A 16,149-nucleotide genomic window follows, 5' to 3' on the forward strand; every position below is an offset into this window, starting at 1 on the left:
TGGGGGCTGACCGTTGGAGCCGCGCTGATTAAGCGATGGGGTCTGACGGAGGGAGGGAAGGGAGGAATGGCCTTGGAAGGCACCGAGCAACTCACCCCCCATGCTCCTGCCCGGGTGGAGCCACGGACGACGAGCATCCTCCTGGTGGATGACCACGCGTCGAACCTGCTGGCGCTGGAAGCCATCCTGGAGCCCATGGGCCAGAAGCTGGTGAAGGCGGCCTCGGGGCCGGAGGCGCTGCGGTGGCTCTTGCGCGAGGACTTCGCGCTCATCCTCCTGGACGTGCAGATGCCGGGGATGGACGGCTTCGAGACGGCGCGCATCATCCGGCAGCGTGAGCGCTCGCGGTACACGCCCATCATCTTCCTCACCGCGCACGGGCGCGATGAGGCGAACCTGGTGAGCGGCTATGCGTCCGGCGCGGCCGACTACGTGGTGAAGCCGTTCCACCCGGAGGTGCTGCGCTGGAAGGCGGAGGCGTTCGTCGCGCTGTATGTCCAGCAGCGGGCCCTGCAGCGACAGGAGGCGGCGCTGTGGGAGCGCGAGCGGCGGATGCTCGAGCGACAGGGCGAGCTGCGCTTCCGCCGGCTGGTGGACTCGATGCCGCAGTTCGTCTGGGCGCTGTTGGCGGACGGCACCATCAGCTACGCGAACCGGGGCTGGCTGGACTACGCGGGGCTGACGGCGGAGCAGGGACGCCAGCGCGAGGAGAACCTGCGCTGCTTCCATCCCGATGACCTGGGGAAGGTCCAGGCGACGTGGGAGGTGCTGCGCCGCTCGGGGATGCCGGAGGAGCAGGAGTACCGGCTTCGGCGCGCGACGGATGGCGAGTTCCGCTGGTTCCTGTGCCGCACGCTGCCGGAGCGCGATGGCGCGGGGCGGCTCGTCGGGTGGATATCGACGGCGACGGACATCGACGACGCGCGGCGCGCGGTGGAGACGCTGCGCGCCACGAACGAGGCGAAGGACATGTTCCTCACCCTGGCGGCGCACGAGCTGCGCACGCCCCTGCAGGCGGCGCGCAGCTACGCGGACCTGGCGAGGAAGAAGGCGGGGGAGGAGCAGACCCCGAACGTGGCGCGGGCCCTGGAGGGCATCCAGCGCAGCGTGGGTCGCATGGCGCGGCTGGTGGAGAACCTGCTCGACATGGGGCGGCTGCAGCGCGGGGAGCTGTTGTTGGAGGAGGGAGACGTGGACGTGCGCGCGCTCCTTCACGAGGTGGCGGAGCACTTCGAGCCCTTGCCGGAGGGGCGGGACATCCACGTGGAGGCCCCCGAGGGGCTGGTGCTGCGCGCCGATGGCGAGCGGCTGGACCAGGTGCTCTCCAACCTGGTGTCCAATGCGCTGCGCTACTCGCCGGACGGAGGGGACATCCGCCTGCGGGCGCGCGAGGAGGGCCGGTGGGTGCACGTGGAGGTGCTGGACCACGGGCTGGGCATTCCGGCGGACCGGCTGGAGAACATCTTCGAGCGCTTCGGACGCGCGCATGGCGTGTCGTACGGAGGTCTGGGATTGGGGCTGGCCATCGCGCGAGGCATCGTCGAGCGCCACGGCGGGCGCGTCTGGGCGGAGTCCTCGGGGCGGCCCGGCGGCGGCAGCACGTTCCATGTCGTGTTGCCCCGGCCCGTGAGCTGAGGCGCCCGGGCCGGCGTGACGCGGGCGATGCGTGAGACACGTGTCGCATCGGCGTGGGATGTCGGAGTCGGTTGGTATGTGAAACCCATCAGGTGATTTCGGCGCCCATGCCGGAGGGCTGAGATGGGTCGTGGTCGGGCTGTGTCCTTGTGTCTGTGCTTGTTCATCGTGACGGGGTGCTCGACGACGCGGAGCGTTCGTCTGGAGCTGGGCTCGGGAGCGTCCGTCCGTCACCTCCCCGTCGAGGAGGACTCCGGGCCGGTGGAGCTGGGGGAGGACACGTTCCAGGAGGCGATGACGAAGCTCGCCCGGGACGTGAGGCCCTTCGCGCATCCGCTGCGGGAGGCGCGGCTGCGCTTCGGTGTCCCGGAGCGGGGCGGCGTGTATCTGTATGAAGGGCGCAGGCTCCACGCGGTGCAAGAGGGCGCGGATGAGACGTCACCGCACCTGCTGGAGTCGTATGCGGACGAGACGCTGACGCGCGGGTACGGCCGCTGGTGTGCCAGCGAGCTGCGCGCGGGGGACTGTCTGCGGTTGCTCGAGGAGGGGCCGCTGCTCGGCAGTGATGGCAAGTACGCGCTGGCGCTGGCCATCGCGATGGAGGACGTCTGGGAGGAGACGGCGGAGTCCCTGCGGGGGGTGGGGGACCCGGTGGCGCTCCGCGCGACGCTGACGTCCTCGGTGGCGATGTATTTGATGCTGTGGTCGCTGCCCGAGCCGGTGTCGAAGGGGCTGGCGGCGCTGCTCACCGCGACGGCGATGGCGTACCTGGGCGTGGACACGGTGTGGCGGGTGCTGGATGCGTGGGTGGTGCTGGTGCGGCGCGTGGACCTGGCGCGCTCGTTCGAGGAGCTGGAGGCCGCCGGTGAGGCCTACGGCGAGGTGCTGGGCGACGACGCGGCGCGGGTCTTCGTGATGCTGGCGACGGCGGCGGTGGGGCGCGCTGGAGGGCTCGCGACGAAGGGGCCGGGGCTGCCCGGCGCGGCGCGAGCGGCGGTGTTCCTGAAGGCCCAGGCGGGCTTCTCATATCCCGCGCTGGAGCGCGTGGAGTCGGTGGCGCTGACGGCGGAGGGCTTCACCGTGGGCCTGTCGGGCGGAGACTGAAGTGCCGTGCGCTCAGCCGTGCTTCGCGAGCGCGGGGGCCTGGGTGTCCTCGGGGTTGGTGTGGATGATGGCGCCCGGAGGCGGCACGGGCGCGGACGGCGCGGGGGGGACCAGGGCGGTGTGCGGCATGGGCCACGCGCCGGTGGCGACGGCCAGCTTGCCGGACGTCACCACGCACAGCGACACGACGAACGTGCAGATGTACGAGATGATGCCCATGTCTCCGAACACCTGGTTGATGTAGCAGATGACGGAGCCCACGATGATGAGCCCGGCGGCGCGGTGCTCGGCGATGTGCGAGCGATGGTACGCGCGCACGGCCAGGAAGATGGTCACCACCAGGTACATCCACACGCCCGTGTAGCCGACCATCCCGCCGAAGGCGAACAAGCCGAGCAGCGAGTTGTGCGGGTGGTAGCGGTACTGGGGGAAGACGAAGGCGATGTTGGGCAGCGGGATGGGCTCGAGGAACTCGTGGCCGTAGCCGGTGCCGAGCAGCGGGAACTGGGTCCACGTCGCGATGACGTCCAGGTTCTCGATGTCGCGATAGTCCAGGTTGCCCTCGCCGCCCTCGCCGTCGATGAGGGAGCGCACCTTGTGCACGGGCGCGAAGGCGCCGCCGCGCGCGTTCCAGCCCACCGCGAAGTAGACGAGCATCAGCGGCGCCATCAGCACGAGCCCTCGGGTGAAGGTGCGCTTGATGGCGGGCCAGGGCGTGATGAGGTAGCCGGCCAGCAGGCACCCCACGAAGCTGACGTAGGCGAGCCGGCGGTCGTTGTAGACCATGCCCATGAAGATGCAGAACATGAGCAAGAGGCCGCGCAGCGCGTGAGCCCCCTTGGGCTTCTCCAGGAAGCGCATGGTGGCGACGAGCAGGCAGAAGTTGAACGTCATCGAGTCCGAGTGACACGTGGTGTACTCGACGAAGACGCCCATGGACGGCACGACGATGGCGCCGAAGTAGACGCTGATGGCGGCCTTGGTGAGCCCCGCGGCGATGACGGTGCGCGCGAAGATGGGCCAGTCCTCCGGGCCGCGCATGGCGTAGTGAAACATGGCGACGATGAACGGCATCATCGCGGCCTGGTGCCACTGCCACAGCGAGTTCTTGAAGTCCCCGCCGCGCATCACCCCGCGCACCTCCATGAAGAGGATGGCGATGAGTGACAGCGCCACCACGGCGATGAGCGGCCGGGGCATGGGCAGCGCGGGCGGGTCGATCTTCGACTTCGTCACCCGCCGGTACATCGCCAGGCCCAACAGGCCGACGATGAGCACGTCCACCAGCGGGAAGCGCAGCGCTCCAATCTTGGTGATGTAGCTGAGCTGGGCGAAGAGCAGCTCGCCCAGGGGGTGCAGGGGGGACGGCCAGAACCCGGACTGGGGCCGCTCCGGGACGTAGTCCACCGCGAGCACCAGGTAGGTGACGATCATCACCGGGTAGCGGATGGGGACCTTGACCACCAGCCACAGCACGGCCACGAGCAGCACTGGGGCCAAAGCGACCACAGGGTGCAGGAGGGCCCCTCCCACGGTGGCGAGCACCAGGAAGCCAAGCAGCGCCACGAAGCGCAGGTAGGAGGGCCGGTCCGGGGCGTACGTCACGACGGAGGGGAGGCTACATCTGGCGGGCCGGTTGGGATAGATGAAGCCTCACGTATGCCTGCTCCCAGACCACGCGTCCTCCTGATTGCCGAGCTGTGCAACCCCGACTGGGTGAGTGTCCCGCTGGAAGGCTGGTCGCTCTACCGCGCGCTGACCGAGGTCGCCGACGTGCACCTGGTCACGCAGGTGCGCAACCGGGAGAACATCCTGAAGCAGGGGGTGCAGGAGGGCTCGCAGTTCACGGCGTTGGATTCGACGCCGGTGGAGAAGCCGCTCGACAAGGTGGGCGAGCTGTTGCGGGGCAAGGCGGGCGTGGGCTGGACGACGGCGACGGCGTTGAGCGTGCTGCCGTACTACTACTTCGAGGAGGTGCTGTGGCAGCGCTTCGGCGCGCGCATCAAGGCCCGGGAGTTCGACCTGGTGCATCGCTACACGCCCATCAGCCCGACGACGCCGAGCACGCTGGCGCGGCGCTGCAAGGCGGCGGGGGTGCCGTTCGTGATGGGGCCGCTCAATGGCGGGTTGCCGTGGCCCAAGGGGTTTGGTGGCGCGCGGCGGCGGGAGAAGGAGTGGCTGAGCTACGTGCGGGACGCGTACAAGCTGATGCCCTTCTACAAGTCCACGCGGGAGAACGCGTCGGCCATCATCACGGGCTCGCGGGCGACGCGGGGCCAGGTGGCGCCGGAGTGGCAGGGGAAGACGGTGTACGTGCCGGAGAACGCCATCGACACGCGGCGCTTCGGGACGGCGAAGTCGGAGGGGCCGGTGGAGCTGCCCTTGAGGGTGGCCTTCGTGGGGCGCTTCGTGCCGTACAAGGGCATGGCGATGTTGATGGAGGCGGCGGCGCCGCTCATCCGTGAGGGCAAGGTGGTGCTGGAGTACATCGGCGACGGGCAGGAGATGCCGAACCTCAAGGCGCAGGCGGCCAGGGAGGGCATCGAGTCCGGGGTGACGTTCGCCGGGTGGGTGAAGCACCAGGAGCTGCAGGGGCGGCTGGCGAAGAACCACGTGTTCGGGTTCCCGAGCGTGCGCGAGTTCGGCGGGGCGGTGGTGTGCGAGGCGATGGCGCTGGGGCTGGTGCCCATCGTCATGGACTACGGCGGTCCTGGGGAGATTGTGAGCCCGGCGACGGGGTTCGCGGTGCCCATCGGGACGCCGGAGGAGATTGTGGCGCGGGTGCGCGGGGTGCTGACGAAGCTGGTCGAGGACCCGTCGGTGATTCGACCCATGGGGGAGCGGGCGCGGGAGCGCATCTTCAAGCACTTCACGTGGAAGGCGAAGGCGGAGCAGGTGCTGGAGGTGTACCGCTGGGTGCTGGGCGAGCGTGGGCAGCCCGACTGGGGCATGCCGCTGGCGGACTGAGCCCGTGTCACTCAGGGCCTGGACGTCCATGTCCAGGCCGCGGGGGCTTCAATCCTGGGTGCCGCTCGGGCGCAGTGCCACCCGGGAGCGGATGGCGCGGTTGGCTCGCAGCAGGATGTCCGCGCGGGACGAGGGTGCGTAGTCCGGGTGCTCGAACCGCAGCGTGTACGTCCCCGCGGGGAGCAAGGGCAGCCGATAGCGTCCCGCCGGGTCCGTCCAGGTCACATGGGCCCCCGTGTGGCCCGATGCGCTGGCGCTGACCTTCACCCTCACGAGCGGCTCGCGACTGTCTCCGTCGATGACGATGCCCAGCAGCACTCCCGGCGGTGGCGCGTACTCGCGGCTCTCCGCTCGGGCCAGGACAGGCACCGTGACGATGAGCACCAACATGCACAGCAGGTAGGGCACGAAGTGCGTCAGCACGGAGGCGGCCTCGGTGTGGCTCGGGGAGAGGGGCCATTCTCCCGGCTCGGGCTGACGCGAACCGCATGCGCGGCTCCGCGCTCCATCACCGTTCCGGCATGGCGCTCTCCATCGTGGTGACGTGGGCCGCCGAGTGAGCTTCGTGGTCCTTCGAGTCGGGAGCTCGGCTCACCGACTCACGACGCGTGCCTCGGGCTCGTGGGTGTGGTGCCCTTCCGAGGCTTCGAGGACGACCTGCTCGGGAGTCCCCGGGGCCAGCTCCGCGAGGGACCGGAAGCGCCGCAAGCGGAGCTTGGGCTCCGCGGTGTCACGCCGCGCAGAGGCTCCGCTCAGCGCGTCTTCCAGGGCCGACGTCTCCCTCGTGGCTCCGGACGCCTCGTGCGACTCCATTGCCGCGGGGCGCACGGCGATGCGCTCCAGGAACTCCTGGTCCACCCGCACGCCCGGGGTCATCGAGCCCACGTCCACCGTCGGGCCGCCCGTCTCGAGGCGCAACGTCTCGACAGGCCAGGCGCTTCGCCCCGCGTCGAGCGTGACGACCGGCCGGCTGGGCTTGCGAATCACCTGCGACCGGGGCGGAGCCTCCTCCTCGACCGTGGCACACGGTGCCTCCATTGCCTGGGTCGAAGCCGGGGCCTGTGCCTCGACGCTCGGGCCGGCCTCCTGTGCCCCGGCGGCCGGAGAGAGCATCCACACGAGTCCACACAGCACACCGCGAAGGAAGGGCGTCACGTGCTCGACTCCAAGGCCTCGGGAGAACGAACCCCATCATCCGGGACCACGACGGCAGAATCTCCCACGCAGCTCCCTGGGTTCATCATGGCTCGGTCATGATGCGAGGCCGTGGGCATGATGGAGATACGACCCAAGGCGTCATTTCGGGTCGAACGGGAGGGGCCTCCTCAGGAACCCGTGGGCGGCCGGTCGAAGTCCATGGTCCTCAGGGGGGCGAAGGCCTCGAATGGATCCACTCTCCGGTCCAGGCCCCCGGCCCGGCGGATGAGGTCACCCAGCTCGCGGACGTCCTCGCGCGCCTTCAGCTCCGGGCCCACCTCGCTCCACAGCTCCAGGAGCGAGTCGTAGGTCAGCGGCCGCGTCCAGTACGAGCCCCGGAGCTTCTCGGCGAAGGCGGAGGCCACGTAGGCCAGTCGGGTGGACGCGCCAGCCTGGGCGTAGCTCGGGCGCAGGGTGGCTCGGGGCAACGGGGTCGCCAGCTCCTTCGATGTGCCGCCCTCGGGCGACTTGTAGCGGATGCGCAGCGTGCCCAGTGCCCGGGCGTTCTCGAGAGGCTTCACTTCGTAGAGCGCGGTGACGGAGTGGCCCGCGCCCACCTCACCCGCGTCCACGCGGTCATCGCGGAACTGCTCGGCCGTCAGCGCGCGGTTCTCGTACCCGAGCAGCCGGTAGAGGGAGACCGCCTTCGGGTCGAACTCCACCTGGAGTTTCACGTCCTTGGCCACCACCTGGAGCGTGCCAGTGAGGTTCTTCACGAAGACGCGGTGGGCTTCCTTCAGTTCGTCCACGTAGGCGTAGTTCCCCTCGCCGACGTGGGACAGCCGCTCCATCAGCACGTCGTTGTAGTTGCCCATGCCGAAGCCCACGGTGGACAGGGTGATGCCCCGGGCCGCGAGCGACTTCACCTTCTCCCAGATGCCATCCGCGTCGGAGATGCCCACGTTGGCCACGCCATCCGAGCAGAGGATGACGCGGTTGATGCCGCCCTCGAGCAGGTGTTCGACGGCGATGCGATAGCCCAGCTCCAGCCCCGCCTGGGCGTTGGTGGAGCCCTCGGTGTGGAGCCCGTCGATGGCGTCCATCAGTCGTGACGCGTGGAGCGCGCTCGTGGGCGGGAGCACCTGCCGGGCCCGTGAGCCGTACACGACGAGCGACACGAGGTCGCGCTCATCCAGTTCCGCTACCAGCATGCGCAGGGACTGCTTCACCAGCTCCAGCCGGTTCTCCATGGCCATGGACCCGGACACGTCGATGACGAAGACGAGGTGGCTGGGCTTGCGTTCGGCGCGGGAGACCTCGCGCGCCTTCACGCCGATGCGCAGCACCTGGTAGCCCTTGCGCACGGGCGAGGGGAAGCCCTGCACATGGACGGCGAAGGGCGCGCTCTTCGCGCTCGCGTAGCCGTAGTCGAAGCTGTTGACGAACTCCTCCACGCGCACGGCGCGCGCGTCCGGCATGGCGCCGCGCTTCAGGTAGCTGCGCGTGAGTGTGTACGAGGCCGTGTCCGTGTCGACGGAGAACGTGGAGAAGCGCTCCTCCTCCGTGTTGACGGTGGGGTTCACCCCGTACCCCTTGAAGTACATGTCGGAGTAGCGCGAGCGGGTCATCGGCTCGCCGTGGTGGGGCTGGGTGGGCGCCTGGTGCGAGGGAGCGGGGTGGAGTCGCAGCGTCATCGACATGCTGGGCATGGCGGGGGCGACGTCGTGCTGGGGTGGAGGGCTCGCGGCGGCGAGCTGTTCGTTGATGGAGACGCCGTACTGGTCGTTCTCGGGCCCAGGGGCCAGCTCCGCCAGTGCTTCGAAGGAGCGCGACGGTTCAGGAGGCCGAGCCTTGTCGATGCGCTTGATGAACTCCTGGTCGACGTTGACGCCCGTGGTGGTGGAGCCCGGGCCGAGGGTCGGCGGTGTACTGATGATGGGCACGATGAGCGCGTCATCGGCGAGCATCTCGACCTTGATGCGGAGGGTGCGGTCGAGCCTCAGTTGCACGTCCCCGCGTTCGTAGCGCTGGTAATGCTCCCGCTCGTACCGGACGGTGTAGACGCCCGGAGGGAGCTGAGGGATGCGGTACTCGCCCTTAACATCGGTGACGGCGGTCCGTTCACCCACGAGACTGGGCGACGTCGCGGTGATGACCACGTCGGGAATGGGCTGTCGGCTCTTCACGTCGATGACGGTGCCGATGATGTTGCTGTTCTGGGCGAGCGCCAGCGGGGCCAGCAGCACCAGCAGCCCGCCTAGCAGTCGTGAAAGGACAGCGTTCATGAGGTCCACCTCGGTGCATCGAGAGGTGGCCATCATCCAGAGGGAGCGGGCCTCGCATCGCACGCGAGGCTCCAGTCTCCATCATGGTTTCAGCACGGGCCTCGTGAGGCCCGGTCCTTCGTCAACGACTCAGCGCCGCTCGGCCTCGCGCTCGGTGCGCACCCACTCGCCGCGCTTCTCCGCGCCAGGGCCGCGCAACATCAACCCCACCTTCCACACCACGTACACAGGCGCCCAGGCCAGGTCCAACAGCCCGCGCGGCCCCACGCCGGACACCCACCATCCGCGCAGCACATACGCGCCCAGGCTCATCAGCGCGAACCCCGCCACCGCCGAGGCCCACACCGCCGTCCCACCCGACAGCCACACCAACACCGACGCCGCCACCGCGCTGCCCACCGCGGCCAGCACCAACTGACTCAGCGGCGGCACCAGCACGTCCATCGACAAGTCCAACAGCAACCCGCTGCGCTGCTTCAGCGCATCGCTCAAGAGCGGCCACCCGTGCAGCTTGCGCATCTGCGCGCGCCCACCCTCCCAGCGCTGACGCTGCGAGCGGCTCTGCTTCTCCGCCGAGACCATCTCGCCCTGCACCTCCGCCTCCCAGGCGTAGTGCACGCGGTGCCCCTTGCGGCCCAGCCGGATGCCGTACTCCAGGTCCTCCACCACGCTGAACGCGTCGTGCGGCACCTCGCGCAGCACCGCGTGCGTGAAGCACATCCCGTTGCCACGCAGGCCGCAGGACACCCCCAGCGCCTCGCGCCCCAGCGAGCGCACCTTGTGGAACATGCCCAGCGCAATCGTCATCAGCCGCGTGCGCCACGACGCCGTCGGGTTCATCACCCCGTAGTGCGCCTGCACCGCGTGCGCCCCGTCCTCCAACCTGCGCCCGTACGCATGCAGCAGGTTCGGCGACACCACCGTGTCCGCGTCCACCACGACGACGGCGTCCGCGAAGCCGTCCTGCTGGCTGAACTCGAACGCATGCGCCAGCGCGTACCCCTTGCCGCGCTTCTGCGTGTCATGCCGCTCCAGCACCGTCGCGCCCGCCTCGCGCGCCTTCTGCGCCGTCGCATCCGAGCAGTTGTCCGCGATGACCAGGATGCGCCGCAGCGACGCCGGGTAGTCCACCGCGGACAGGTTCGCCACCGTCCGCGCGATTCCCAGCTCCTCGTTGTGCGACGGAATCACCACGTCGAACTTGCGCGTGGGCGCGGGCGGCACCGGCGCCGCGCGTCGCCACGACAGCACCGTCAGGAGCAGCAGATAGCCGCACGCCACCGCCACCGGCAGCAGCGCCACGCACAGCGCCAGGTCCACCCAGGTCCACACCGTCACGACTGTCTCCCCCGAGCACGCGCCCTAGCGCCGCTCCAGCTCCGCCAGCACCGGGAGCTTCAGGATTCGCTCCACCTGCCACTTCTCCAGGATGCGCCGACGGATGATGTCCAGCGCCACCGCCGCGAAGATGCCCATCGCGATGCCACCCACCACACCCGCCGCCAGGATGAGCTGCACCTTCGGCTTCGACGGCTTCTCCGGGAACGTCGGCGGCGACAGCACGCTGAAGCGGTGCTTCATCGACGCGCGCGAAATCTCCAGCTCCGTCTTCGCCTGGTCCAGCCGCCGCATCTTCTCCTGGTGCCGCATCACCAGCATCCGCACCCGGTCCGCCGCCACCGACACCTCCGGGTTGTCCGCTGTCGCGGGCCCACCAAACGCCGCCGCGCCCAGCAGCGGCCCGCCCGTGGTCCCCTGCTCCAGCTCCCCCGGGTCCCCGCCGTTGCGGATGTACTCGTTGATGAGCTCGTTCAACTCCGAGCGCAGCGCCACCAGCTGCGGCGAGTCCTCCTGGAGCGCGACGATGCGCTGCTCCAGGTCCGTGATGAGCGGGTGCTGCGGCGAGTAGATGACGCGCTGCTCGGCCAGCTGGTTGCGCAGCTCCGTCAGCCGCCGCGCGCGGAACTCCTCCACGTCCGAGATGGCCCGACGCTTGGTCTGCACCATGAACCGCATCTGCGCGAGCAGGTGGTTCGTGTTGATGCCCAGCCCACCCGCCGCCTGCGCCGCCGCGCCGCCCCGGCCCTTGTTCTGCTTGGCCTCCTCGCGCTTGCGCTTGGCCTCCACGCGCTTCACCGTGGCGTCCAGCGACGCGATGGCCTGCTTGATGCCCTCGGCCTCGTCCACCACCTGCTTGTCCAGGATGGTGATGGCCTCCGCCACCGCGCCCATCTCCGCCTGCTGCCGCATCTCCAGGAAGTTCTTCTGCGCCGCCTCGACGATGTTGAGCGCCAGCTGCGGGTCGCTCCAGTCCACGCCGATGGTCACCGTGCCCGTGCCGCCCTCCACCATCACCAGCATGGACTGCTCCAGCATGGCGCTGAGCGCGTCCGCCTTGTCCTCGTCGGACATGGGCGGCGGCGGCTTGCGGAGCAGCTTCTCCTTCAGCTTGCTCATGGGCGAGCGCTGCAGCTCCCAGTACTCCACCAGCTTCGCGTCCCGCACCACGGCCTTCAGGTTGTCGGCCTTCATCACCATCTCCCACGCCGCGCGCGTGGGCTGGTCCGCGTCCACCGGAATGGAGCGGCCCGGGTTCGCCAGCGAGGCGATGATGAAGTTGCGCTGCGTGAGCATCCGCGTCTCGACGTGGTACTTGCGCGGCATGATCTTGGTCACGCCCGCCGCCAGGCCGGACACCGCGGCCATCACCACCAACGCCAGGAACCAATGCCTGAGCACCGCGTTCTTCAAATAGAAGACCGCGTCGATGGCGAAGCCCCAGTCGATGAGGTCCGACGGTGCGTTCGTCTCCACCCGCTCGGGCGTGTACGCCGGAGCAGCGGGGGCGGCCCGGGGGCCCCGAGGCCCGAGGGCCGGCGCCGTCACGAGGTCCTCCTCACGGGCGCGTTCTTGAGCAGGTGCTTCACCCGCTTGGAGAACTCCTCCTGCGTGAAGGGCTTGCCCAGGTAGCTGTTGGCGCCCGCCTCCTCGGCGTGGGCCTTGTCCTCGGGCAAATCCCGCGCGCTCACCACCAGCACCGGCACGTCCGTCATGCCCGGGTTCTTGCGGATGTGCTCACACAAGTCGTAGCCGGAGATGTCCGGCAGCGTCAGGTCCAGGCACACCAGGTCCGGACGCTCCGCGCTCGCCAGGTGCTTGAGCGCCGCCTGCCCGTTGGGCAGCTCCACCACCTGCTTGAATCCCATGGCACGCAGGTAATCGCCCAGCATCTTCCGGAAGAAGGGCGCGTCCTCCACCAGGAGGACCGTGTGCATTTGGGGCTCCATTGCGTCGTCAGCCTTTCTTCTCAGTCGCGCTCAGTGGAAGCCGAGCCGTGGCACCCAGACGATGACGCCGTAGGTGTATGCCGCGTTGAAGAGGATCACCCACAGGATGGCCTTCTTCAGTCCTCGCGACGGATTCGGGTCCCTCGCCGCCTTCGCGGGAAGGGCAATCGTGAGGATGAGGACGGACATCAGGATGAGCTTCGCCATGGCCTTCGCTTTGGCTCAGAGGATACCAGTTTGCCGCAGCGACAGGCCCAGCACCGCCGCCCATTGGAACCGGGCCGCCGGCAACTCGGGCGAGCGGCTCCACGTCCCCCGGGTATCCGCGTCCACCGACATCCAGGTGTTGAGAATCCAGGACGCCGTCACCCCGCCGGACACCAACCTGTCACCCGTGGCCCCGCCCACCGCGAAGGCCGTCCCCGCCGTGGTGCCCACGCGAACCCGGGGCCCCAGCGCCCACGTCCCCGTCGCGGTGAGGTCCGCGCGCGGATAGACGCGCGCCGTCAGCCGGTCCGTGAAGGGGGAGACGCGCACGCCCAGCCGCCCGTCGAAGTCCGCCGTGCGCGAGGGGATGCGGTGCCCCACCGCGAGCGTGAGGTTGGGCAGCACTTCCGTGCGAGGTGCCGGGTCCGGCTCGACTCCGCCGGCCGCTGTCACGGTGTGGACAATGCTCGCGCCCACGCCGGCCTCCAGGCCCGTGCGGCGAGTCATGCGGCCCGTCCAGCTCTCCGTCAGCGTCACCACGGTGTTGTTGGCCCCGGTGGAGAAGCGCGCGTAGGTGGCGGCGGCCGAGGTGGTGATGGCGCTGAGCGGGGACAGCGCGTGGCTCAGGGACACGTCCAGGCGCGGGCCGTACTGCAGGGGTACGGCTTCACGCGCGGGGCCGTCCAGGCCGCCGCTCACGGTGAAGCCCGTGGTGCCGGACAGCTGCCAGCGCCGCCCCAGCCAGCCCGTCTCGCCGGTGAGCGACGTGGCGGAGGAGAGGAAGTGGACGGTGTCCGCCTCGGGTAGGGGCTGCAGCGGACCTCCGCCCTGCGGCGGCCGGATGGGGCCGTCCGGGTCGATGGGGTCCGGGTCCAGCGAGGGCAGCGCGTCGAGCGTGAGCAGGTTCACGCTGCCCAGCACCAGCTCCTCGCTCAGCCGGAACGACAGGCCCCGCTCGGGGCGCCAGAGCGCGGCGAAGCGGCCGATGTGCTGAATCTCGGTGCGCGCCCTGGCCGTCACCTCGCGCAGGCTGATGCGCGGCGCGTAGTCCAACTGGAGCGACGTGTTCCCCTCGCGCCGCTCCAGGCCCAGAATCGGCGTGAAGTCCGTGTCAGCGGCGAGGGTGGGCGCGTCCTCGGCGGGGTCCTCGTTGGAGCGCACGCGCGAGTCCACCCGCACCGACGCGGTGTAGGAGACGGAGGCCCCACAGACCTCCAGCCACATCGCGGTGAGCGCCGCCCCCAGCACCGCTCACTCCACCACCACCACGTCACCGGGGCGCAGGCGGAACGACGGCGCGCGCCCCTCGGCGTGGATGAGGTCCTGGTAGCGGAAGCGGATGCGCACGGGCGCCTGCCCGTCGTCCTGGCGCATGACGAAGATGCGGTCCTTGTGCGCGTACTCGGTGAAGCCGCCCGCGCCGGCCAGGGCCTGCAGCAGGCTGGCCCCCACATCGATTTCCAGCGGACCGATGCGGTTGACCTCGCCCACCATGGTCACCTTGATGGGGCGCGGCATCTCCAGCGCCACCGTGACGACGGGGTGGTTGATGTAGTCCTTCAGCCGCGTCTGGATCTGCTGCGACAGCATGGCGGGGCTGTGGCCCGCGGCCTCCACGTCGTCCAGGAACAGCAGGCTGATGCGCCCGTCGTCGCGCACGCGCGCCTGCGTGGTGAGCGACTCCTGGTTCCACACGCGGATGTTGAGCAGATCGCCGGCGGCGATGCGGTAGCTGGCGTCCAGCGGGGGCGGCTTCTCCTGGTACTCGTCCACCCAGGTGTACTTGCCGAGCCCCGTGCAGCCGGAGGCCACGAGCACCAGCCCCGCGGTGGCGAGCACGCGCGAGGCCGGGCGGAGCAGGGAGCGGAGCGGGGAGGTCATGGGGCTCCTTCAGGGCGCGGGGGCGACGGCCACGACGGCCGGCTCCGGTTCGGGGTTGCCTCGGCGGCGCGCCAGCTTCACCACCGCGAGCACCTCGCCCGGCTTCACCGCGCCGAGCGCCAGCACCCCCACGACGTACAGCGAGGCCTCGACGATGAGCCGCGGCCAGTCGGACAGCGGCGCGAGCACCGTGCGGTCCAGCGCGACGATGGCCACGCACACCACCGCCGTCTTCGCCACGCGCACCAGCAGCCGCCGGTCCACCGCGGAGCGGCCCATGCGGCCGAGCATGATGATGGTGATGACCACCTCCATCAGCAGCAGCGAAATCGCCGTGCCCGCCGCGCCGCCGCCGTCGCCGTACTTCGCGTACAGCCAGGGCACGAGCAGCAGGTTGAGCAGCGGGTTGAGCAGCAGGCTGCCGAAGATGCTGGTGCCCGTCACCCACCACTCGCGGTTCGTCATGGTGAGCCACGCGCCGCACGTCATCGTCACGAACGCGAGCACGAACAGCGGCGACTGCAGGCGCAGCAGGTTGACCGCCAGCGAGTAGTCGCGGCCCAGGAGGCCAATCCACAAGGGCGCGCCCATCACGATGAGCATCATCATGGGCACCGTCACAGCGAGCGTCCCCTCGAGCGCGCGGCGGGCGATGATGCTGACCTCCTCCTCCGAGCGCGCGGCGGCGCGCGACATGAGCGGCAGGAGCACCCAGCCCATGACGGGGTTCAGCGCGAAGGTGACGTTGGAGATGCTCCACGCGGCGGAGTACCAGCCCACCTCCTCGTGGCTGCCGAGCATCCCCAGAATCATGATGTCCAGCCGTCCGTTGGTGGCGAGCGCCGCGGCGGTGAGGAAGTAGGGCAGGCCCGCCTTGCACACCTTCCACGTGGCGGGGAAGTCCACGCGGAACACCAGGCCCATGTGCACGCGCGCCAGGTACCAGCCGATGCCCAGCTTGATGGCCTCCGATGCGACGACGGGCACCGCGAGCCACGGCAAGGGCAGCCCCAGCACCCCCACCGCGAGCAGGCCGCCGCCCCACACCACCTTGGTGACGACGTTGGAGATGGACAGCCCCGCGACCTTGCCCTTGGCGTGCAGCAGCGCCGCCATGGACGCGTTGCACATGACGAGCAGCTGCGCGACGCCGAACACGTACACCAGCGCGCGCATCTCCGGCGGGTCCTCGCGCCACGCCATCACGAGCGACAGCGCGCCCATCAGCACGACGGTGAGGATGAGCCGCAGCAGCATGGAGGCGCCGAAGAAGTCGCTGGCGTGCTCCGGCCTGCGCGACACCTCCTTGCGGATGTACATCTCCAGGCCCAGGTTCGTGGCGATGAAGAAGATGGCGGAGAAGCTGTCCGCCCAGTTGAAGCGCCCGAAGGCCTCCGGCGACAGGTAGTGCGTCAGCAGCGGACGGATGCCGAAGGCGATGGCGTACGTCACCAGCAGCGAGCCGCCGAGCTGCAGGCCGTTGCGCACCGCGCCCATCGCCTCGTGGGAGCGCTCATGCTCCTGGGCGTTCTGCTGAGAGGATTCGCTGTGGGTAGTCACGGTGGGGAGTCGGGCGCTCCCGGCGTCGGCCGGACGGCCCGGGTGCATAGAAGACGAGCGGGGGCGGCACGTCAATGCCACCCCCG

Annotated in this window: 13 protein-coding genes and 1 pseudogene; 3 read left to right on the top strand and 11 right to left on the bottom strand. The window is 69.8% G+C overall.

The annotated features are described in order from the left end of the window. Positions 1-66: 66 nt before the first annotated feature. Both epsF and K8640_RS34415 read left to right on the top strand, forming a co-directional pair. Positions 67-1,635: a response regulator EpsF gene (gene epsF / locus K8640_RS34410; protein ID WP_223750950.1), complete on the top strand. Its 1,569-nt coding sequence runs from the start codon at positions 67-69 to the stop codon at positions 1,633-1,635. Between the two features lie 123 nt (positions 1,636-1,758). Then, positions 1,759-2,727, top strand: a pseudogene (locus K8640_RS34415) (hypothetical protein); the annotation flags it as partial. 24 nt (positions 2,728-2,751) lie between these two features. Here K8640_RS34415 and wzy read toward each other — a convergent pair. Further along, positions 2,752-4,344 (bottom strand): exopolysaccharide repeat unit polymerase, encoded by a 1,593-nt coding sequence (gene wzy / locus K8640_RS34420; protein ID WP_223750951.1) that lies wholly within the window; start codon positions 4,342-4,344, stop codon positions 2,752-2,754. Positions 4,345-4,398: 54 nt separating this feature from the next. Between wzy and epsH the strand changes: the two genes are divergently transcribed. Further along, positions 4,399-5,706, top strand: a complete 1,308-nt coding sequence (epsH, locus tag K8640_RS34425) for an exopolysaccharide biosynthesis glycosyltransferase EpsH (RefSeq protein WP_223750952.1) — start codon at positions 4,399-4,401, stop codon at positions 5,704-5,706. A 48-nt stretch (positions 5,707-5,754) separates the two neighbouring features. Here the strand turns inward: epsH and K8640_RS34430 are convergent, their stop codons facing one another. The 10 genes from K8640_RS34430 to wzx form a co-directional block, all read right to left on the bottom strand. Further along, positions 5,755-6,129 (bottom strand): carboxypeptidase-like regulatory domain-containing protein, encoded by a 375-nt coding sequence (locus K8640_RS34430; protein ID WP_223750953.1) that lies wholly within the window; start codon positions 6,127-6,129, stop codon positions 5,755-5,757. 168 nt (positions 6,130-6,297) lie between these two features. Next, positions 6,298-6,861 (bottom strand): hypothetical protein, encoded by a 564-nt coding sequence (locus K8640_RS34435; RefSeq protein ID WP_223750954.1) that lies wholly within the window; start codon positions 6,859-6,861, stop codon positions 6,298-6,300. Between the two features lie 170 nt (positions 6,862-7,031). Beyond that, complete coding sequence (locus K8640_RS34440; RefSeq protein ID WP_223750955.1) at positions 7,032-9,128, bottom strand: von Willebrand factor type A domain-containing protein; 2,097 nt, start codon at positions 9,126-9,128, stop codon at positions 7,032-7,034. Positions 9,129-9,257: 129 nt separating this feature from the next. Then, positions 9,258-10,466 (bottom strand): exopolysaccharide biosynthesis GT2 family glycosyltransferase EpsU, encoded by a 1,209-nt coding sequence (gene epsU / locus K8640_RS34445; protein ID WP_223750956.1) that lies wholly within the window; start codon positions 10,464-10,466, stop codon positions 9,258-9,260. Between the two features lie 24 nt (positions 10,467-10,490). Then, a complete protein-coding gene (gene epsV, locus K8640_RS34450; protein ID WP_223750957.1) occupies positions 10,491-12,014 on the bottom strand; it encodes a PCP family exopolysaccharide biosynthesis protein EpsV in 1,524 nt (507 codons plus the stop codon). Continuing rightward, positions 12,011-12,415, bottom strand: coding sequence for an exopolysaccharide biosynthesis response regulator EpsW (gene epsW / locus K8640_RS34455; RefSeq protein WP_141329058.1), 405 nt, complete (start codon positions 12,413-12,415; stop codon positions 12,011-12,013). Before epsW ends, epsV begins: the two co-directional genes overlap by 4 nt. Positions 12,416-12,445: 30 nt before the next feature. Next, on the bottom strand, positions 12,446-12,622 hold the full coding sequence (locus K8640_RS34460) for a hypothetical protein (protein ID WP_170300513.1): 177 nt from the start codon (positions 12,620-12,622) through the stop codon (positions 12,446-12,448). A gap of 15 nt (positions 12,623-12,637) precedes the next feature. Beyond that, positions 12,638-13,870 carry an exopolysaccharide export protein EpsX gene (gene epsX / locus K8640_RS34465; protein ID WP_141329057.1) on the bottom strand — a complete coding sequence of 411 codons (1,233 nt, stop codon included), beginning with the start codon at positions 13,868-13,870 and terminating at the stop codon, positions 12,638-12,640. A gap of 3 nt (positions 13,871-13,873) precedes the next feature. Beyond that, entirely contained in the window at positions 13,874-14,503 is a 630-nt protein-coding gene (gene epsY, locus K8640_RS34470) for an exopolysaccharide export protein EpsY (RefSeq protein WP_223750958.1), read from the bottom strand. Between the two features lie 9 nt (positions 14,504-14,512). Next, positions 14,513-16,063 carry an exopolysaccharide biosynthesis flippase gene (gene wzx / locus K8640_RS34475; protein WP_223750959.1) on the bottom strand — a complete coding sequence of 517 codons (1,551 nt, stop codon included), beginning with the start codon at positions 16,061-16,063 and terminating at the stop codon, positions 14,513-14,515. Between the last annotated feature and the right edge of the window lie 86 nt (positions 16,064-16,149).

Source organism: Myxococcus sp. XM-1-1-1 (assembly GCF_020037095.1).
Lineage (GTDB): Bacteria > Myxococcota > Myxococcia > Myxococcales > Myxococcaceae > Myxococcus > Myxococcus fulvus.